The organism is Cohnella terricola (assembly GCF_007786475.1).
Classification (GTDB): Bacteria; Bacillota; Bacilli; order Paenibacillales; family Paenibacillaceae; genus Cohnella; species Cohnella terricola.
The window spans coordinates 1-19559 of sequence record NZ_VNJJ01000012.1 but is presented as its reverse complement, the minus strand read 5'-3'; the positions used below and the strand labels follow the sequence as shown (position 1 = coordinate 19559).

18 protein-coding genes and 2 tRNA genes are annotated in these 19559 nt (G+C 53.3%); 8 read left to right on the top strand and 12 right to left on the bottom strand.

The window, feature by feature from the left end:
* Positions 1 to 74: 74 nt before the first annotated feature.
* The 4 genes from FPZ45_RS18430 to FPZ45_RS18415 are packed head-to-tail and all read right to left on the bottom strand — an operon-like array spanning position 75 to position 5162.
* Positions 75 to 1244 (bottom strand): YheC/YheD family endospore coat-associated protein, encoded by a 1170-nt coding sequence (locus tag FPZ45_RS18430; protein WP_144705396.1) that lies wholly within the window; start codon positions 1242 to 1244, stop codon positions 75 to 77.
* Positions 1244 to 2620, bottom strand: coding sequence for a YheC/YheD family endospore coat-associated protein (locus FPZ45_RS18425; protein ID WP_144705188.1), 1377 nt, complete (start codon positions 2618 to 2620; stop codon positions 1244 to 1246). Before FPZ45_RS18425 ends, FPZ45_RS18430 begins: the two co-directional genes overlap by 1 nt.
* 3 nt (positions 2621 to 2623) lie before the next feature.
* Positions 2624 to 3820: a YheC/YheD family endospore coat-associated protein gene (locus FPZ45_RS18420; protein WP_144705186.1), complete on the bottom strand. Its 1197-nt coding sequence runs from the start codon at positions 3818 to 3820 to the stop codon at positions 2624 to 2626.
* Entirely contained in the window at positions 3795 to 5162 is a 1368-nt protein-coding gene (locus FPZ45_RS18415; RefSeq protein WP_144705184.1) for a YheC/YheD family endospore coat-associated protein, read from the bottom strand. Before FPZ45_RS18415 ends, FPZ45_RS18420 begins: the two co-directional genes overlap by 26 nt.
* A 160-nt stretch (positions 5163 to 5322) precedes the next feature.
* Here FPZ45_RS18415 and FPZ45_RS18410 point away from each other — a divergent pair, with 160 nt between their 5' ends.
* Positions 5323 to 6336, top strand: coding sequence for an MBL fold metallo-hydrolase (locus tag FPZ45_RS18410; protein WP_144705182.1), 1014 nt, complete (start codon positions 5323 to 5325; stop codon positions 6334 to 6336).
* 632 nt (positions 6337 to 6968) lie between these two features.
* On the opposite strand, the gene FPZ45_RS18405 is transcribed toward FPZ45_RS18410, so the two are convergent.
* Complete coding sequence (locus FPZ45_RS18405; protein ID WP_144705180.1) at positions 6969 to 7517, bottom strand: phosphatidylglycerophosphatase A family protein; 549 nt, start codon at positions 7515 to 7517, stop codon at positions 6969 to 6971.
* 165 nt (positions 7518 to 7682) lie between these two features.
* Between FPZ45_RS18405 and FPZ45_RS18400 the strand changes: the two genes are divergently transcribed.
* Entirely contained in the window at positions 7683 to 8753 is a 1071-nt protein-coding gene (locus FPZ45_RS18400) for a GerMN domain-containing protein (protein WP_144705178.1), read from the top strand.
* A gap of 7 nt (positions 8754 to 8760) precedes the next feature.
* On the opposite strand, the gene FPZ45_RS18395 is transcribed toward FPZ45_RS18400, so the two are convergent.
* From FPZ45_RS18395 to FPZ45_RS18385, 3 genes are read right to left on the bottom strand one after another with little or no spacing between them, the layout of a single operon-like run.
* Positions 8761 to 9858, bottom strand: coding sequence for a Ger(x)C family spore germination protein (locus FPZ45_RS18395; protein ID WP_144705176.1), 1098 nt, complete (start codon positions 9856 to 9858; stop codon positions 8761 to 8763).
* A gap of 18 nt (positions 9859 to 9876) precedes the next feature.
* Positions 9877 to 11016, bottom strand: coding sequence for a hypothetical protein (locus FPZ45_RS18390; RefSeq protein ID WP_144705174.1), 1140 nt, complete (start codon positions 11014 to 11016; stop codon positions 9877 to 9879).
* 4 nt (positions 11017 to 11020) lie between these two features.
* Complete coding sequence (locus tag FPZ45_RS18385; RefSeq protein ID WP_186438455.1) at positions 11021 to 12388, bottom strand: spore germination protein; 1368 nt, start codon at positions 12386 to 12388, stop codon at positions 11021 to 11023.
* Between the two features lie 132 nt (positions 12389 to 12520).
* Here FPZ45_RS18385 and rph point away from each other — a divergent pair, with 132 nt between their 5' ends.
* Together rph and FPZ45_RS18375 are read left to right on the top strand one after the other, a co-directional pair.
* Positions 12521 to 13267, top strand: a complete 747-nt coding sequence (rph, locus tag FPZ45_RS18380) for a ribonuclease PH (protein WP_144705170.1) — start codon at positions 12521 to 12523, stop codon at positions 13265 to 13267.
* A complete protein-coding gene (locus tag FPZ45_RS18375; RefSeq protein WP_144705168.1) occupies positions 13264 to 13905 on the top strand; it encodes an XTP/dITP diphosphatase in 642 nt (213 codons plus the stop codon). The genes rph and FPZ45_RS18375 overlap by 4 nt, the downstream gene beginning before the upstream one ends.
* 52 nt (positions 13906 to 13957) lie before the next feature.
* Here the strand turns inward: FPZ45_RS18375 and asnB are convergent, their stop codons facing one another.
* Positions 13958 to 15814: an asparagine synthase (glutamine-hydrolyzing) gene (gene asnB / locus FPZ45_RS18370; protein ID WP_144705165.1), complete on the bottom strand. Its 1857-nt coding sequence runs from the start codon at positions 15812 to 15814 to the stop codon at positions 13958 to 13960.
* A gap of 135 nt (positions 15815 to 15949) precedes the next feature.
* Between asnB and FPZ45_RS18365 the strand changes: the two genes are divergently transcribed.
* Positions 15950 to 16276 (top strand): hypothetical protein, encoded by a 327-nt coding sequence (locus tag FPZ45_RS18365; RefSeq protein WP_144705164.1) that lies wholly within the window; start codon positions 15950 to 15952, stop codon positions 16274 to 16276.
* Between the two features lie 45 nt (positions 16277 to 16321).
* Positions 16322 to 16453 (top strand): hypothetical protein, encoded by a 132-nt coding sequence (locus FPZ45_RS25905; RefSeq protein WP_281284914.1) that lies wholly within the window; start codon positions 16322 to 16324, stop codon positions 16451 to 16453.
* A 36-nt stretch (positions 16454 to 16489) separates the two neighbouring features.
* Here FPZ45_RS25905 and FPZ45_RS18360 read toward each other — a convergent pair whose 3' ends face one another.
* Both FPZ45_RS18360 and FPZ45_RS18355 read right to left on the bottom strand, forming a co-directional pair.
* Positions 16490 to 16918, bottom strand: a complete 429-nt coding sequence (locus FPZ45_RS18360; RefSeq protein WP_144705162.1) for an EamA family transporter — start codon at positions 16916 to 16918, stop codon at positions 16490 to 16492.
* A 16-nt stretch (positions 16919 to 16934) separates the two neighbouring features.
* The gene (locus tag FPZ45_RS18355) at positions 16935 to 17510 is read right to left on the bottom strand and encodes a GNAT family N-acetyltransferase (protein ID WP_144705160.1); all 576 of its coding nucleotides are present in this window, start codon (positions 17508 to 17510) and stop codon (positions 16935 to 16937) included.
* Between the two features lie 216 nt (positions 17511 to 17726).
* Between FPZ45_RS18355 and FPZ45_RS18350 the strand changes: the two genes are divergently transcribed.
* Positions 17727 to 18095, top strand: coding sequence for a hypothetical protein (locus FPZ45_RS18350; protein WP_144705158.1), 369 nt, complete (start codon positions 17727 to 17729; stop codon positions 18093 to 18095).
* A gap of 102 nt (positions 18096 to 18197) precedes the next feature.
* Here FPZ45_RS18350 and FPZ45_RS18345 read toward each other — a convergent pair.
* Positions 18198 to 18274 (bottom strand) — tRNA-Arg (locus FPZ45_RS18345).
* Positions 18275 to 19081: 807 nt separating this feature from the next.
* On the opposite strand from FPZ45_RS18345, the gene FPZ45_RS18330 reads away from it, so the two are divergent.
* Positions 19082 to 19155, top strand: a tRNA-Gly gene (locus tag FPZ45_RS18330).
* The last annotated feature ends 404 nt before the right edge of the window (positions 19156 to 19559 follow it).

The window sequence follows — 19559 nt, the reverse complement described above, 5'->3', positions numbered from 1 at the left end:
CGCGTCTCACCTCCGTAAGGGTAAAGAGGGCGAAGGAGCGCCGCTGCCCCGGCGGCGGGTAACGAAGTACAAAATCACGAGATAACGCCTCCCCTGGTTTCCAGCCTCCTACGATGAAGGTATTGACTGTATTGAAAAATGCGTTCCAGTGATTTGTTGCGAATATGCGGCTCGTCGAATTTCATCGGCTTGGAATTGGCTTCGAAAAACCAGACATTCCCTTGCGTGTCGACGCCCAGATCCATGGACATCTCGCAAAGCCGGGAATGCGAGGAACGTTCGATTTGTTTGGCGAGCGTAATCGTCGAGCTGCGGACTTTGCCGAACACTCTGGCCGCTCTATCCTGGCCGAATACCGTAACGAGCAGCTTCTCGGGCTCCTCGATATACCCGCCTCGCGGTACGTGGGTTGTAATGCTGGAGTCTCCGGCGACCCTTGCTCCAACTCCGGATAATTCCCAGTGTCCCGTGCCGTTCTTCTGGACGAGCGCCCGAAAGTCGAACGGACGGTTATTGACACTGGCAAGCGTGATTCCCTGCTGGGCGATATAGGGTTCCCCCAGAACGTCGGATTGACGAACGATGCGCTCCCACAACCGCTTGAGCGTTCCCGAACGGTAGGTGCTGCTGCCCCTTTCTTCTTGAATCTGCAGGCGGAAAGGTAATTTTTTATCCGGTTGGACCGTTACGGTCATAATTCCGACGCCCGCTTTGCCACGGGCTGGTTTCAAATAGAGCAGCCGGTGTTTCTTCAGCAAATTAGACAGAACGATGGAGTCCGTCAGCTTTCGCGTTTCAGGAATATAAGACCGGGTCGTCTTGTTCTCGTTGAGCCATTGGAATAACGACCATTTGTTGAAGAAACGGCGATTAAACAGCTTCACATCGGGAAGCTTCGCTAGTGCGGCCAGCTTCTTCTTGACCCTTGGAAGTCTTTCGTCCTCTCGCTGAGGAATTCGATTGTATACGATACTCGGGCGCGGAAACCATCCCGAAACCCATGTCTTGTCTTCCTGGCGGTACGTATAGCCGAGCACCCGCTGGGCTTGAAGCTTTAGGTTTTTCACCGTTACGACATAGGTCGGAATCCCCATCTGTCTTCCCATGCGGAGCAAGTCGGCAAAATTTCTGCGATTGCCTCGAAACAATTCGATGTCATCTTCTATAGTCAGAATCGCGACGACCGGGTTATCGGCCGTCGCATCCGCGTAGCTAATTGTAGGTAAGTGAGAGTTCGGAATCATCAAGATTCATCCCTCCTGCGGAATTTACTTAGATAAAGGCAATGTTCGATTATATACTCGAGAGAAGCTTTACCTTGGCCCTTCAATGACGGATGTTTAAAAATCGAGCGTCCCGGCTTGGCGTTCGCCTCGAACATCCACACTTCTCCATCCCGATCGATGCCGATATCGAGACCGAGCTCGCCTAATTGATGGGGGTAGTTCCTTTCGATCGCTTCGGATAGCTTGACGGCAATCGTTCTAGCTTCCTTGAGCACATCGTCTGAGCGACCTCCGAACGTACGCCCTAACGCTTGTTCCGGAGTCATAAGCGAGCCGCCGTTCTTGATGTGCGTCGTCACGCTGCCCCTGCCGGCTTTCTTGGCGCCGATGCCGGCGACGACCCAATCGTTGCGGCCGTCCTTGTGCATGTGGAAACGAAAATCGATCGGACAATTGTCGATTTCGACGAGCCTGATTCCTTGCTGCACGACGTATTGGCTGAGATCGCCGCCGTGCCGCGATCTCAACATTTTCATCAAGCTGCCGAACGTGCTGAAGCGAAGCAGCACGTTGCCCCCGTTGCGCCGGTAACGAACGAAGTAACCTTTGCGCGGATGATAAGTTAAGCGGTATATGCCGACGCCTAGACTGCCCGCGGAAGGTTTATAGTATAGAAACTGATGTTTCTCAAGTAATTCTTTGATCTTCTCCGGCGAGGGATTGTTGACCGATTCGGGAAGGTGACGGAGCGCTTCGGGATCGTTGTCGAGCAGCTTGTAGACGTCTGATTTATTAAAAAAGCTCCAGTTAAAAAAGGGAATCTTTTTCTTGACGAACCTATCCCGCAGCGCCTTGATCGTCGATCCCGTCTCCGCCCTCCTGCTAGGGAGCCGATTGTAGATCACATCGGGCAGAGGAACAACCCTCCGCGTCCAGCCTCCTCCGCCGTCGAGAAACCAACCGTGGATCGTTTCCTGCTGCCAGTTAATATCGCGTGGCGTAAAGGCAAACAGATATGCTTTTTTCTGGCCGAGATGAAGCAATTGCTTAACGAACCCGGTCCTCTCTCCGAACGGAGCCGAAGAAGAACGGGAGTCGCTGTCCGTCAGTACGCCGATCAGCGGCCCTAGCTGGATATCGTCTCCGTCCTCCTTGGACACATAGACATTGCCCGATTTCGGAATCCGGACGGAACGCCTAAGTCCGGCGGACAAGTACATATGATTGCCTTTGCGCTTAATGGTCCGCACAGAGGCGGGAACGGTGTCGTTGCCGAGCTTGACGTTAACCGATTTACGTCCGCCCAGCTTAAGCAGCTTCGCAAGCGGACTGGAAAACCATACGATACGTTCCGGCTGCTGTGTGAAATGGACGTTGCAGATGGTCAAACTCATGAATTACCCTCCCAGATGAAGCGCAGCCGATTCCCGCGGCAATCGCCGCGCGTCGGTTGTCGCAAGTCGAAGCAAGATGAATTTGGCATAGGACAAAGGTTGTGCAGCCGCGGCGATAGCCGCATCCCTTCCGACCGGTATCATTGCGGCGCGTCCCGGTTTAGAGTTGGCCTCCAGAAACCATAGCTTCCCGTTGCGCTCGATCCCGTAGTCCAAACCGATTTCGGCGAATCTCCCGAATGATTGTTCCAGACGCACGGCGATCAAGTAAGAGAATTTGTCGATCTCTTGTATCAATTCATTCCCGCGCGGCCTGCCGAACAGTGAAACAAGCGTTTCTGCCGCAGCGGTCGCGGTTCCTCCACCGTGCAGGTTTGCCGTCACCGAACCGGGCGCGCCGATACGCGCGGCGGCGCCGGTTAGCGACCAGCGTCCGTTACTGTCTTTCTGCATCAATACGCGCAGATCGAACGCTTCGCCTGAGTTGCCCCGTAAATTCAGCAGCGGCTGCATGATATACGTTCTTCCGCCGATCCATTTGTTCAGGCGATTCAAGGCTTCTGTCTCGCTCGCGCAACTTCTGAACAATGGGCGGTTATCGCCATGCCTGCCGGTGAGTTCCACCGTACCATCCGCAGCTTGAACGACGGCGACGACGCGCTTGCCTTGACTTCCGGCAATCGGTTTAAGAAAGACGCCGGGGCGGTGCTTCTGCAGCCACGAAGCGAGAGACGAAGGACCTCGATATCGTACCGTAGGCGGTATAATGGCCGCGATCTCCCGATCTCGGGCCAGCATTTCGTATACTTTTGCTTTATGGGGGAGATTCCCGCTGAGCAGGACGAAACGTCTATAGGCGCGAATTCGTCCCATTGCGAGCCGATAACGCCGTTTTTCTTCCTTGGTCTCGGGCCATGCCCGATCATAAGCGATATCGGGAAACTTCCGCCGGCTCGCTTCCCATTTCCGCATTCGCGAATTCCACGACCAGCATTTGACGGAATCGTCTTCCTGATCCCAAGTCAACGGATCGAAGGCGAACGTTTGCAAGCCAAGGGCAGGCCCGAGCAAGCTGAGCCGTTTAAGATACGAGCTTTCCGCGAAGGGAGGATACCCTTCCCGTTCGCATATGAGAATGCCAAAAGAGCTTCGAGCAGTATGGACGCGGTTAATGTCAGAAACCGGAGATGTATCGGGCATATTGAATGAGCATCCGTACCGATGGACGGATTTTCCCTTCCTTAAGAGGTGTGTTGTCGTTTTTGGACGGCTTGGAGTTGACTTCAAGCAGCCACACTCGCCCGGACGTATCCAAAGCGAGATCGATGCCGAGTTCGCCAAAATGGGCCGGGATTAACGCGTCGATGCCGCGGGCGATGTCCAGCGCGGCTCTAGATAAACGAGGAGAAGCGTTAACCCGAAATTGAACGGGAAGGTTGGATTTGGCGACGGATTCTTTCACCGTCGACAGGGTGCCGCCTCTGGCAAGATTCGATACGAAATGTTGGCTTCCCGCGGTTCTGGCGACGATCGAAGTGATCGTCCATTTGCCTACGGCGTTCTTCTGCGTGAGCGCCCTGTAATCGATGGGACGTCCGCCGTTCTCGATTAACTGCAAGCCTTGCTGGATCAGATAACGGACGGTTTTCATTTTGCCTGCCAGCGCGGTGTACAGCTTCGCTAAGCTGGTGAACGATTGTTTTTTGGTGCCGCCTACCGTGGCAAAGGAAACCTGCCAATGTTCCGTTCCGACATGCGATATGCGAATGATACCTTTGCCCAGGCTGCCCCTCACCGGTTTTAGAAACACGGTGTTGTGCTTGGAGCACATGCTTTTGAGCAGAGCATAATTCGGCCGGGAGTGGGATTCAGGCAAATACTTCTGCAAGGCGGTATCCTTCTTGAGCGCGTCGAACACTTCGGATTTGTCGAGAAACTTTTCATTAAACACGTGCGCGCCGTACCGGGTCTTGATTTCTTCCATGAATCGCTGAACGATCGGCCGATTTTCCAGCTTTCGGGAGGTAAGTCGGTTATTCACGACATCGGGAGCCGGAAGCGTCATTTTATGCCAACCTTTGATGTACACCCAGCCTTCGACGGAAGACAGACTTGACCCGATGGCGTTGGGAGTGAAAAAATACACGTATGCGCCTTGTCTCCGGCAAGCATCCGTCATTTCGCGACAGAACATCGTAATATCTCCGAACGGCCGATCCGGCTGGTCGGAACGATCGCGGCTGACGAGTACCCCGATCAGCGGCCCGAGCATTAGCGTCCTGTCGGCAGACTGATAAATCATGCGCAGAGGAGTCCCGGAGAAAATCCCCATTCTGCGAGCCAGCGTTTGACTGATTCGCATTCCATCGTAGCGGGGCACGGGAACGACGGTGACGGAATGGCGAAAAGAACCGAATTGCAGGGTGACGTGCTGTTGAGAGGGAACTCTCCATTTTTTCATCAGAGATTCCCCCATCATCAGAACATCGTCGGATAATAGGCCGGAACTGATGACTTGGACGTCGATTTTTGGGGTGGACATGATTCGACTCCTTCCACCTTTGCGTGTGTCATGGAGAAGGCTCTCGTAGGCTTCCTTCCCGGGGGCTTGCGAGAATACTCCATCATATGAGGACATCTATCTATCGGTGATTGCCCTATTCGGAATTAGGACGGCGTAAAAATACGGAGGAGGCGATAAAATGGGTGATGAAAACGCGGTATCAGAGCTGCCGAACGGGTGGCTTCAGGTCAAAGTGCCTCTGCCTTATTCGCTGAAATGGGTTAACGCATATCTTTTGCCCGAGCAAACGGGCTGGACGCTTATCGATCCCGGTCTGCGTTCGGAGGAGATCGAATCGTTCTGGAACGAGACGTTTACGGATCTGGGCATCCGCTTGCAAGATATTCGGACCATCGTATTAACTCATCATCATCCGGATCATTACGGTTTGGCCGGATGGTTTCAGGAGCGCACGGGCGCTTCGGTATGGATGTCCAAGGTCGCACATGCCAATGCTTTGCGGTTATGGGGAGAGAACGAGACGTTCTCCGACGAATTGACCGAAGCTTTCCTCCGCCATGGACTTGCAGAAGAATTGGAGAACGAGATAAGAATCCATATGCGCGGATTTCGCGAGAAGGTGTCTCCCCAACCGGAGGACGTGCAGTATATTGCTCCGGGTGATCGGTTCTCGATGGGCGGGACGGAATGGGAAGTGTACGGGGGAGAAGGGCACGCACCAGGCCACTTGTTGTTCTACGACCGCGAGAGCGGCTGGTTGATCTGTGGCGACCAAGTTCTTCCGGATATTACGCCTAATATCGGCTGGATGGCAGGAGGCGATCCCGACCCGCTGAAGTCGTTCATGGACAGCCTTCGCGGCATCGGGCATCTGGACGTAAGCACCGTCTTCCCTGGGCATCGGAATCCTTATTCTTCGTATCAGCAGCGTATCGAAGAACTGCTGGGGCATCATGAACGCCGGATAAGGAAGATGGCCGAACTCATCGGTGACGACGAGAAGTCGGCCTTCGAAGTTTGCGAGCTGATGTTCGGGGCGCGATTAAGAAACAATGCGCATAACTTGCGGTTCGCGTTGGCGGAGACGATTGCTCACCTCGTCCGGATGGAGAAGCTCGGGTTGATCGTCCGGATTGAACCCGCCGTTACGGACGGGGAAAGACCGACGATTCGATACCGCACCGCGCGGTAGATACTGCGCGCATCTGCAGTCCGACGAAACCGAATTAAGCCGTGCGAAATGGTGCTGTGAGCGTCTGTAGTCCGGCGAAACCGAATTAAGCCGTGCGATATGGTGCTGCGTGCGTCTACAGTCCGGCGAAACCGAATTAAGCCGTGCGAAAAGGTGCATCGTGCGTCTGCAGTCCGGCGAAACCTAATTAGATCGTGCGAAAAGGTGCATCGTGCGTCTGCAGTCCGGCGAAACCGAATTAAATCGTGCGAAGTGGTGCTGCGTGCGTCCGCAGTCCGGGGAAACCGAATTAAATCGTGCGAAGTGGTGCTGTGAGCGTCTGTAGTCCGGCGAAACCGAATTAAGCCGTGCGAAATGGTGCTGTGAGCGTCTGTAGTCCGGCGAAACCGAATTAAGCCGTGCGATATGGTGCTACGTGCGTCTACAGTCCGGCGAAACCGAATTAAGCCGTGCGAAATGGTGCTGTGAGCGTTTGTAGTCCAGCGAAACCGAATTAGATCGTGCGAAATGGTGCTGCGTGCGTCTATAGTAAGGGGAATTTCGTCGCAGATGGCAAATCGTCTCTCATTATCGCCCGTTATAGCAACAAACAAGCCCCTCCGGTCTCGGAGGGGCTTGTTTGTTGCGGGTTGCTACTCTCCGCTTTGCTGGCGGCTCTCTTCCATGGCTTCCCGTTCCGCTTGTTTGCGGTGGGCGATGCGGCTCGAAGCGGATGCGGCGATTGCGCCGACGATATCGTCGAGGAACGTGTGAATTTCTCCGCTGTTTTTGTCGTTTAACTTTTTGAGAACGCCGGGTTTAAGCTTATCCACGTATCCGAAGTTCGTAAATCCGATGCTTCCGTATACGTTCACAATGCTAAGCGCCAATATTTCATCGCAGCCGTACAGGCCTTCATCGTAAGCGATCATATTCTGCAGGGGAGGCAGCAGCTTGCCTTCTTCCGCGAGCATGTCGAGTTGAATGCCGGTAAGCACCGCATTCTGCACCTCGCGTTTGGATAGTACCGATTCCACGTTAAGAACGCATTCGGCAAGAGTCAATTCCGGGAAGTAGTCTTTTTGCAGCAGCATGACGAGCTGACCGATCTGTTCTTTGGTCACTCCGCGTTTCGCCAACCACTCTTCCGTAGCGGAGGCGACCTCTTTGCTGTTAAGACGGTACATATTCGGGTGGGACATAAACAACACCTCTTTCCGAAGCCGCGCACGGCCTCCGTCATGAACTCGAACGGGACAAACCATTCATATTTACCCCGGGGGCTCGTATACATAGTACTACAAATAGATTAGCGGTGGAACGGCGAGCTGCGTGACGGCCACAATTATGAGGGAGGATTAATAATCATGAGGACAAAATGGCTCCAAGGTAGAAGAACAAGGAAATGGTTGCTGCTTGCGTTGCTTTTCCCCGCTTTATCGGCATGCAGCCTGGGGAAACCCGCCGATCGGAGCTCCTCGGCGAGTATCGACCCCCCGCCGTTGAACCTCGAGGAGGCTTGGATGCAAGACTCCGCGGAAAGCACGACAATGAACGGGAATGATATGGTTACCGTATATTTAATGGATCGTAACGGATATTTGGCACCGATGTCTTTAAGAGAAGAAGGGTCGCTCTCGGCGACGACGTCCTCCGCGGAGAAAGCAATCGCCTGGATGACCGTGAACAAGCAACTGGCCGATCAGCTCCCGCCCGGCTTTACGGCGGTGCTTCCAGAAGGGACGAAAGTGAGCTCTGTGACGGAAAATAAAGCAGAGCGAACGATTTCCGTCGATTTTACCGCTCCGTTCCCTGGAATCGCCGCCTCAAGAGAACGTAAGGTGATCGAAGCGCTCGTGTGGACGCTTACGGAGCTTCCGGGAATCGATAAAGTGATGCTATCCGTCGGCGGCAAACCGATTCGCTCTCTCCCGTCTTCAGGCTTGCCGGTTGATACGGTTCTGACCCGCGGGCTCGGCATAAACGTAGAGAAGGCGAAGGATGTTCAGCCTACCTATTCGATGGGCGTCACGCTCTATTTCTCGTCCCAAACCGCGGAGGGAGAGGGTTACTTCGTTCCCGTTACGCGGCTGATCAACCGGCAGGCGGATCCGGCAAAAGCGGCCCTGGAGCAACTGATTATCGGTCCCCAAAACGTGAAGACGCTCAAACCTGTCCTTGCTCCGAATTTGGCCGTCGAGAAGCTTTCGCTGCTCGCAGATACCGTTAACGTGGCGTTGAAGGACGACGACTTGACGCCGAAGTCTCCCGTGTCTTCCGATATGATGGAGGCATTGGTTCTCACGTTGACCGAGGCGACAGGTGCGCCGCAAGTCAGCGTCGTGATGAACGGTGACGATTCCTTCACGGATTCGGCTGATCGCAGCTACGAACGTCCGGTCATCCGCCCGGCTTACGTGAACGTATTGTCCCGTTAAGGAGCGCTTACTGAATCTGTCCGCTTTTATCGACTTGGATTCGGCTCCGGATGCGAAAAGAGACATACGGATACGCCTTCGTCCACTTCTCGAAATCTTTCGAATTTCCGAAATACTGCGCGAGATAGTGAAGACCGAAGCCGTAAGGATCGACACCTGCGTCCCGGATCTTGTATAGCAGTTCTTCCAATTGGCGGTTCAGTTCCGTTTGCAGATGGTTCTCGATCTTTGGAATATTTCCGTTCATGAATCTTGGAGGGCTTTGCTCGAGATAACCTTTTGCGCGTATCCGAAAAGTGACGACCGGAATATCCCCGGTGCTGATATCGACGGAAGTGCTAACTTTCGTAAGCGCAAGCACGATCCGGGTCCCTAGATAGGGAAAGGCGATGGCGGACTTGTGGAAGTGCCTTGCCGAGATGTTGAAGAGCTGCGTCTCCTCCGAATTCAGGGAGAGACGCAGCTTTTTTTTGTCCGGGAACGCGACTTGGTTCACTTCGTAGGAATTGCGGTCGGGATCCATCTTGACGATCGGGAGGAAGGCGTCTTTACCGGTTTCCTTCCGCCTGCGAACAAAGTCGAACAGATATTCGGTAACCGTGTAAGAGGATTCCGTCCCTTCGTTTCCGAACGTTAGGAGCAAAGCATTACCGGGATACCGTTCCGACACCGGACGCAGCTTCAATACTTCATGGGCGCTCGGCTCGGCCATCCCCACGTAGGAGATCATCGAGATGTCTCTTCTGCGGGCCAACCAAGTCAGCGTTTCGTCCACGCTGTCTTCCATTAATGTTTTACCGATAAGAATGACGCGGCAGTGCCCGAAATCGAGTTCCTTGTCGACATGCGATTTCAGCAGACGGACGGCTTCTGCGATGCTCGACGCTTCCAAGGATTCGACCTCCGTGAGCGCTTTCCCGCTTTCGATCTTCGAAGCGGGAATGGCGAGACGGAGTGTCACTTTGAACATGCCCGGTGCGCTCCCGGTGTCGATGCCAAGGGAAACGACGAAAAAACGTTTGTCGATGTCCTTGAACCCGCAGCCGCTGATCATCGTGAACAGCAAAGCCGTGATAATGGCAATGGAAAGGGTTCTTCGCAGCATTTAAGGACCTCCTAATACTCAGGAATTCTGAGCCGCGGTTTGCTGCCGTATAGAGGATCGTCTCTTGCGTCTGCTCACGAAGAAGCACCAGACAAGAATAAGCAGGACGACGACTTCGCTGATCGATCGGACAATCAGCCAGGATTGGTACGTTAGTTGATTGCGCTGATCGTTCGCCCAGGCCGCGTAAGCGAAAGTAAGTACCGCGAACGAAATGGTGATCCACCAATTGACTGCCTTCACCGGATACTGGTCGGGCTGCGGCGTATACCGGGGATGGCAGGCTTTGATAAACTCCATGGCGGTATGCCAGGTGTTCATGGTGAACATCAGCGACAACGCGGTATACAGCAGCAGGAACACATACAGCACCCGGTACACGAACCCGTATTGCATAATCATCGAGTCCGATGTGATGCTCCATACGTACAAGTAATCTGCCACGCCGACGGTTCCGTGAAAGCCGATCGGAATGAAGAAGGAGACGAATAGGAAAAAAGAGCAGAACACCGGGATAATCCATCGTTGGCGTATTTTCGTATTGGCCGGGATCAATCGGTTGAAGATGACCAGCGTATTATAGCCCGCGAATACGAATAACGCGGCGGACAGACTGTTGAGGGAAGGACGTGTTCGGACGTACCCTAAGGATACGCGTATGGCGTCCCAGTCCAACCAGGGACTAAAGATCGCCTTGAATAAAATCATAAGAATGAGCGGCGTGCATAACAGCATCAGCACTTCGTGCGCGAATTGGATTGTCCTCGAACATCTGGTTGCTCCCCAGACGCCGGCGGCTGTCATTAGTAGCAAAAATAAATAGGGGTTCATGTCGGGATTAAAAAATTGTTGGATGGTCGACGAATAGGCGTATACGACAAGAATGCCCGCGAATCCCCAGATGATCGCTCCAATCACATTCACGATCAGCGCGATTCCTCGAGGGAAGTACGCTTTTACGATATCGGAAAGCGCCATCTCGGGAAAACGCAGGAAAAGGGAAGTTGTGGTCCAGGCCATGATCGTTCCGATAACGATCGCGATCGCCATGGCGGAGACCGCTCCGTGGAAGCGATTCTGAAATAGGGTCCAAGGCACGAAAATCATGATGTTGATCAACCCTACGTAAAGCACGTGGTAGTAGAAATAACGAGACATGCGATCATCCTTTCCCGAGCTTGGTTCCCTGGTTGGGCAAGTCGTGGCTTCTCGGCAAGAACAGCGCGAAATACGGTTCTCCGAAACTGCGCAGATTGCATAAATAGACCATCAAAGCAAAGAAGAGTACGACGACTCCGCTAATTCCGTATAACATGGCGATCACAACGAACGGATACTTCATCAGTCGGACGGCTTGGCTGAAGTCGGGGTTCGGAATGACGAAATTCGATATCGCGACAACCGACGTGATAATGATCATGATACTGCTGACCAACCCAGCCTGTTGAGCGGCTTGTCCCAGAATAAGACCGCCGACCGTCGTCGCCGTGGAACCTACGATTCGCGGAAGCCGGATGCTGGCTTCGATGAGCGCTTCGATCATGAAGAGCATGACGAACACTTCGACGAATGATGGGTAAGGCACGCCCGCACGGCTTCCGTCAATCGTAAAAGCAAGCTGCACGCGGAATATTTCCGGGTTGTAGGAAACAATCGCAATATAGGACGCGGGAAGGATAATCGTCATCCATATGCCAACATAACGCATGACGTTCAGAAACCTGTTGATCCAGTAGGAGTCGTATTCGTCGTCCATCGCGTGCATAAAATCGAACAATCGCACGGGGAGAATCAAGGCAAAACGGCTGCCGTTGATGATGATGACGATCTTTCCTTTGCGCAGCATCACGGCGACGCGATCCGGGCGTTCCGTCTGAAGAATCGTCGGGAACAGGCGGTGATTGCGATCTGTCAGTTCCTTGACGAGGCTGCTAGAGGCAAGCAGCAGATCGAGCCGAATGCGATCCAGTTTGTCCCGAAGCATGTTAAGGATAACGGGGTTAACTAGTTCGCGGTCGTACAGAACCATGATCGACGTATTGGAATAAGAGCCTTTATCGTAAGGCTCCGCCGTTAGCGTCGGAACGTTGTAGCGAAGGCGAAGGAGGGCCATGTTCATGGTGATGTCCTCCGTGAAAGCGGATTGGGGGCCAAGAACCGCCGATTCCACTTCCGTCGTGCCCGGCTCCGTTACGAGCGTGCGATCGGATTTGAAGGAATAGCATTTGCCTTCGACTTTCAGCAGTACGAACCCTTTAAGAAGAAGATTCGCCCATTGCTTGGGGTCTTCCGCCTCGACGTATTTGGGGTTGGAACGCAGCATTCTGCGAAATTCGTCGGGATCGAATCGATAGGAATACGGCACGAGCAGTCCGTCCTTGATCCTTTCATCGCACAAGGAAGGGAAATAAGCGATCTCCATCGGCCAAAAGCCGTTATCGACTGTCTCGGTCAGCAGATCCGTTACATTTTCGAATTGCCGTTTTATCGTCTCCAGCACGGATATTTCCTCCTGCCCTTGTTTTTCCATCCTAGGTATATTGCCCCTTAGTCGCAGGATCATACGTCTTTCGCTAGCTAGCCGGGAATTTGGGCCGCTTGGGTGATTTTGCGTTCAACCTCTGGTAAAATGGGTGAGATTGAGTATCTGGGAGGTCAAGCAATGAGAACAGATGGCAGACAAAACCGTGACCTGCGTCCTTTCGCGGTTACGCTTCACCCGAATAAATACGCGGAAGGATCCGTGTTGATCGAGGCCGGGAATACGAAAGTGCTTTGTACGGCGTCCGTAGAAGAGCGCGTGCCTCCTTTTCTGAAAGGACAGGGCAAAGGGTGGGTAACGGCCGAATATTCCATGCTGCCCCGTGCCACGCATACCCGCAATCAAAGGGAATCGGCGAAAGGCAAGCTGACGGGACGGACGATGGAAATTCAGCGGCTGATCGGACGTGCGCTGCGTTCCGTCGTGAATCTCCACGCCCTCGGCGAAAGAACGATCACGCTCGATTGCGACGTGCTGCAAGCCGACGGAGGGACTCGCACGACCTCTATAACGGGCGCTTATATCGCACTCGCGCTAGCGATACATAAACTGTCGGAGACGACTTCGTTCGAGAAATATCCGCTGACCGATTATTTGGCATCCGTGAGCGTCGGCGTTATTCAGGAACAGCCGGTCGTGGATCTGAATTACGAGGAAGACTCCAAAGCAAAAGTCGACATGAACGTGGTAATGACGGGCGCTGGCGCTTTCGTAGAAGTGCAAGGGACCGGAGAAGAAGCTCCGTTCTCGCGCGCGGAATTCGACGAAATGCTGTCTCTAGCCGATGAGGGCATCCGTCAGCTTATCGAGATGCAGAAACAAACGCTGGGAACGGCTGGCGAACGAATCGGGGGCGGCAAGAAATGATTCAGGCGGGGAAAACATTGCTCGTAGCTACGCGCAATCGCGGCAAATCGAAGGAATTCCGCGAGGCATTCGAGAAAATCGGCATCGACGTGAAAGATTTGCATGACGTCGAAGGGATTCCCGATATCGAAGAAACGGGGACCACGTTCGAGGAAAACGCCTTTCTGAAGGCGAAGACCGTTGCCGACATCGTCGGCATGCCGGTGCTGGCGGACGATTCCGGCTTGTGCGTAGACGCTTTGGACGGAGCGCCCGGGGTATACTCGGCGAGATACGCCGGCGAACCCGCGAATGATGCGGCCAACAACAAGAAGCTGCTTCGCGAGCTTGAAGGACGTTCGGTCGAAAGTCCGTCTTCGCAGGAAGAGCTGGGGGACGCGAAGCTGTTGAGCACCGCAAGATTCATGTGCTCTCTCGTCCTGTACGATCCTTCGGACGACAGCAAGCTGCATGCGGAAGGGTCCGTGGAAGGTTATATTTTGAGCAAGCAGAGAGGAGACGGCGGTTTCGGTTACGATCCGTTGTTCTGGCTGCCGTCGCACGGCCGCAGCATGGCGGAATTGTCGTTAGAAGAAAAGAACGCGATTAGCCATCGCGGCAATGCCTTGAAACGGCTGTTGGCATCGATCGCCCAATAAGTAGTTGACGATAAGTAACTCCGGACCATGAGCGGTCCGGAGTTTTTTTGGGCTACAAAACTAACTTCACCTTATAATGCCGCAGCCAATAATCCATCTGAATTAAATACGCGAACAACTGGGGTCCGGACATGAGCTGGCCGAACCACGGAAGATGTGAGCTGGCGTCTGTCGCCGCGGCGGTTTGCCTGATCCAGTCCACGTCGATCAGCGAATGAAGCGGGCATGAAGGATCTTCCAACCTTTCAAGCAAACAGTCGCGCACGGCAGCTAGATAGTTCGGGTTGTGCGTCTTCGGATAAGGACTCTTTTTGCGATAGAGCACATCTTCCGGCAGGACGCCTTCGAGCGCATTTCTGAGGATGCCTTTCTCCCGTCCTCCCGTCGACTTAATCTCCCACGGAATGTTCCAGACGTATTCGACTAACCGATGGTCGCAATAGGGGACGCGCACTTCCAATCCGACGGCCATGCTCATTCGGTCCTTGCGGTCGAGCAGCGTCGGCATAAAGCGGGTTACGTTCAGATAGGACATTCGCCGCATACGTCTTTGGGTTTCGTCTTCTCCAGCCAGATGCGGAACTTCGGCTACGGCTTGCGCGTATCTATCGGCCAAGTATTCGCGGGGGCGGAGCTTCCGCTTGAGTTCCGGGGATAGCAGGCTTTCGCGCAAATCCGTCGCAAGCGACCAAGGAAACGTCTCCGCCTGCAGGGCGTCTTCCCGCTGAAACCAAGGGTAGCCGCCGAAAATTTCGTCCGCCGCCTCGCCGGATAGGGCGACGGTCGCTTCTTTCTTGATCTCGCGGCAGAACAAATACAAAGACGCGTCGATATCGGCCATGCCTGGCACATCCTTGGCTAAGACGGCGGCTTCGAGCGCCGCTACGAGCTCAGGGGTATCGAATTGCTTCGGATGATGGATGGTCGACAAATACTCGTTCATTCTTTTGATCCAGGGACCGTCGGAGTTAGGTTGGAATTCGTGCGCATGGAAATGCTTGTCGTTGTCTGCATAATCGACCGAGAACGTATGCACGTTCCCTTGATTCGTTCTTCCGTAATACTCCGCTGCGAAGGCGGTTAAAGCGCTTGAATCGAGACCGCCCGAGAGCAGCGTACAGATCGGAACGTCCGATACGAGCTGGCGCTCGACTGTGTCGGCGAGCAATTCGCGAACCTTCTCCGCGGTTTGGTTCACGTTCTCTGCATGCTCGGCGCTTTGCAACTGCCAGTATGCGTATTTTCTCATGCCATTGCGGTCGTATTGCAAACAGTGTCCCGGCTTTAATTCCTCGAAGTTTCGCCAGACCCCATGACCGGGCGTGCGCGCCGGTCCGATCACGAACAGTTCGGCCAATCCCTCCGCATCGATCTCGGCGGGAACGTCAGGGTGAGCGAGAATCGCCTTTGGCTCCGATCCGAAAAAGAAGCGTCCTTCTTCGCGTCTGTAGAAGAGCGGCTTGACGCCAAGCCGATCTCTGGCCATGAACAGTTTATCTTCGGCCGTATGCCAGACGGCGAAGGCAAAAATGCCGTTTAATTTTTCTAAACATTCCGGGCCCCATTCCACGTATGCCAGCAGCAGCACTTCTGTATCGCAAGAGGTGCGAAATCGGTAGCCAAGCAATTCCAATTCCCTCCGAAGCTCGGGGGCATTGTACAATTCGCCGTTATACACGAGGACGCAATCGCGGTCGTCTCCGCCTCTGGCGGGCCTGACCATCGGTTGGGCGCCGTTCGCGGGATCCATGACGGACAGGCGGCGATGTCCGAAAGCGCAATTTTGGGATAGCCAAGTGCCGCTCGCATCCGGTCCGCGCAGCTCGAGCGTTCTGGTCATTTTCTCGATCGTATCCGCCTGCTTCGTCAAATCCGCGTTCCAATCAATCCATCCCGTTATCCCGCACATGTGCCTTCAGCCTTCCTTTCGATTAAAACCGACCCTAAAGATGAATATGCGAAAAAGGGCATAACATGTATGTCCGCCGGGAGAAAATACATAAAGATTAACGGTGCAAAACCGGAGAAAGGAGAAAATGCCGCCATGAGCGATCAAGATACGGCCGATTCCGCCAGAAAGACGTATTACGTGGCGGTCGGTCCGGGACAAATTCTGGAAGACCCCGAGGCGGCTCCGTTCGAATTCGCTATCCGCGCCACGGAGGCGGAGATCAACAAGTTGGAGGAGCTTTTTCAGGAAGCGCAAGATGCCGATGAGGACGAGATCTTTAATTACGAAGGATCTCCGTTCGTGGCGGATACGCCGGACAACGCGACCTATGAAGGGCTTTTACGGGACATTTATCGAATGCTGCACGATCTGGGTACGCCGGAAACGCGAAGTCATATCGAGTCGATGAATATTTTATAGAGCGAATAGGAGAGGCCGCCGGGGCGGCCGACGGAGGTGAAGGAAATGGCGGACAAATTCAAGAAAAACAAAGGGAACCAAATCGCGAAAAAAGGCGAGGAGTTCGTAGAAGAGAAGCTTAAAATCAATACGTTCCATCCCGCACAGAATAATCCGGCGCAGCCGCATAACCGATAAGAAGCAAGCCGCTCATCCTGGTTCGGATGAAGCGGCTTATTTTAACGCGACTAATATGGCACCTCCGGCAATCATCGCGACGCCGAGGGCATTGATCCAAGAGATGCGTTCGCCGAGAAACAGGAAGGCCAGAATAACGGCAAGAACGACGCTGAGCTTGTCGATCGGCCCGACCTGGGAAACTTTTCCCCCTTTGAGTGCAAGAAAATAGAACAGCCACGACAAAGCCCCGGATACGCCGCTAAGAACGATGAAGGACATCGCCTTCTTCTGGGAGAAAACAGCGCCAAGCTGGGCGGCTTTTCCCTGGACGACGACCACTCCGAGCAGGAATAAGGCCATGATGACGGCGCGGACGGCAGTCGCGGAGTTGGCATCGACGTCTTTCAGTCCGATTTTGCCGAAGATCGCCACGAGCGCGGCGGTCGCCGCCGAAAGCAGTGCGTAGATCAACCACGTTCCCATTTTCGAGCCCCCTTTATCACTTTGTCATGCGATGGAGAGGTTTGACCATATGCCAGAAGGAATGGCCGTTAATCGTAATTTGTTTGTCCGCCACGTAACCGAGCTTGCTGTATAACGCGTGTGCTTTCTCGTTGGTCTGGTCGACGTTTAGCGCGATTCTCTCGTAACCCGAATCAGCTGCCTTTCGCTCCGCGGCGTCGATCAGTTGCTTGGCGAAGCCTTGGCCCTGATGGCGGGGATCGACGGCGATCGCATCTATGTAATATTCATCCGACTCCGTTTCGCGGTCGATGGCGATGTCCGGATTGCCGGTCTTGCGGCGTAAGTGCTCAAGCACGGGTTCGTACAGCAGATCTGCGTCTTTGCCATGGTAACAAAGAATCATGCCAGCAGGTACGCCTTTCGCTTCTTTTGCAAGAATGCATGAACGGCTGAAGCGATTGCCCTCGGCATCGATGAACGCTTCCAATCGCTCAAGGATTTTCGTCTCGTCGGTTTCGCTCGTTAGCTGGGAGGCGATATCTCCAATCGCTAGCAAAATAAGGCGGGCGATTGCCGGAGTGTCGGCTGCGGAAGCTTGTTTGATCGTCATTATAACACCTCGGATATAGTTTGGAACCGAGCGGATAACGCCTGGAATGGAACCAGTATATCAAGCTTTTCCAAGACCTGCGTGTAAAAGTTGTGTAAAATCGGTTAACTTACGAATTCCCAGAAATACTGTTATGAATTCCGATATATTTTTGCCATGCATGCGACTGCAAAAATATATCAAGCTAAGAGGATTCCGAAGCGAAGGAGAATCTGAATGACCGAGAAACCGATCATCGTTTATTTCAAAACACCGGAACAAGCCAAGAAAGCTTTGGATCAGATGAAAAACGAATTTGAAATCATCGAATCCGAAGTCGATCGATTTGACGGTTATCCCGGCGGCGGGTATGACCCCAATAATCCGATTATGGGAGATATTCCGAGCCTTGGCTCGATTACGCTTAACGGCAACTTCGGGCAGGATTCCGGCATTCTGGCAGCCACTAGTACAAGTGCTAGCGGGATGAGTTCCGGCGGTTCCGGGAATATGGTATCCGGTTATGATATTATACTCACTGCAATTGTTTCGGAAGAAAACGGCGACAGGGCAATGCAAATTGCAAAGGAATGCGGTTGTCTCTGATCAATTTTGTGCTCCCACAAGGAAAGCAAAAACCCCGAATCCTTGATAATAACAAGGATTCGGGGTTTTGTTTTATTTTCAGCGCGATATATTCGGATTTAATGGCGTCCCAGGAGGGATTCGAACCCCCGACCGACGCCTTAGAAGGGCGTTGCTCTATCCAGCTGAGCTACTGAGACACGCAAAAAGTATCTTAGCACATCGGGTTTCATTCCGCAAGGATTAAATTGTAAGTTTGAAAAATAATCTGCGGTACTATTGGTTAATTTTTATGAGCGCGAGGCTCGGACATAAACCATGAAATATAAGTACATCTCTGACATACGAGGATCGTTGCGTTCCGATTGGCCCAATCCAATCCGAAGAAGGTGGCTCCCCTGGAGTTGAGTTGTCGATAGTCCTTATCGAAGGTTTCGTTGCGGCAACATGGACAAACGATCGCGACGCCATCTGCGCTATATCTCATGCACATCACTCCTATTTTCAACTGATTGTCATTATGTAGAGATACGGGCAATTGCAGGAAAAGTTTCGGGCCAAGTTAGCGTTCCATCTCCTTTCATAAACAAACCCCCTGCCAACCGTATGGTCGACAGGGGAATTTCGGAAGAGCGGCGCTTGATTCTAAAGTTTAGTAAAAGAGTCCGATGCCAGCACGTAAAATAATGACCAACAGAACGAAAAGCACTAAAACGAAAGCTGCACCGCCACCGCCTCCACCGTAAGCACAAGAACAGCAGGAACCGGCACCAACGCCACCGACTGGATAACCCATGTTATCACCACCCGATTCCATGTATTGTGATTGAATATCACAGAAACAGTTTATGTAGAGACATCTATACCGTCAGTGCATTCACACATATCGCGAATAATCCGCAACGGCCCGAACGCCGCGCCATTTTCTGGACAACGATCGTGAACTGAACTGGTTTGCGTTTATCCGGAAACCCGTGGTATGATTGAAGTCATCTTTCATAACGCATGCGGGTGTAGTTCAATGGCAGAACGCCAGCTTCCCAAGCTTGAGGCGAGGGTTCGATTCCCTTCACCCGCTCCATATGAAATCACTTCTCGGAAGGGAAGAGGAACCCTGAACTAGGTTCGACCGTCCGTGAACGCTGCATAGAATTTACTCGAGTAGGACGCGCGTCAACATCTTCCTCAGCCGTTCCCGGAGGGAACCATCCAATCGAAGATGTTGAGGATTCCCTTCACCCGCTCCATATGAAATCACTTCTCGGAAGGGAAGCGGACCCTGCGTTGGGTTCGACCGTCCGTGAATGCTGCATAGTTTGCTCCATATTTGCTGCAAGAAGCCTTCGGGCTTTTTTTTGTTGCATGCGTGCCCAGAGGCACGCATCATCTAGCCGGTGAAAGTCCGGTCGCGGGAGGGGCCAAGCCCCCGCGTAGCTAGGATACTTGCGTATGGAGAAATCTGTGCGTAAAAGCGTATCGACAAAA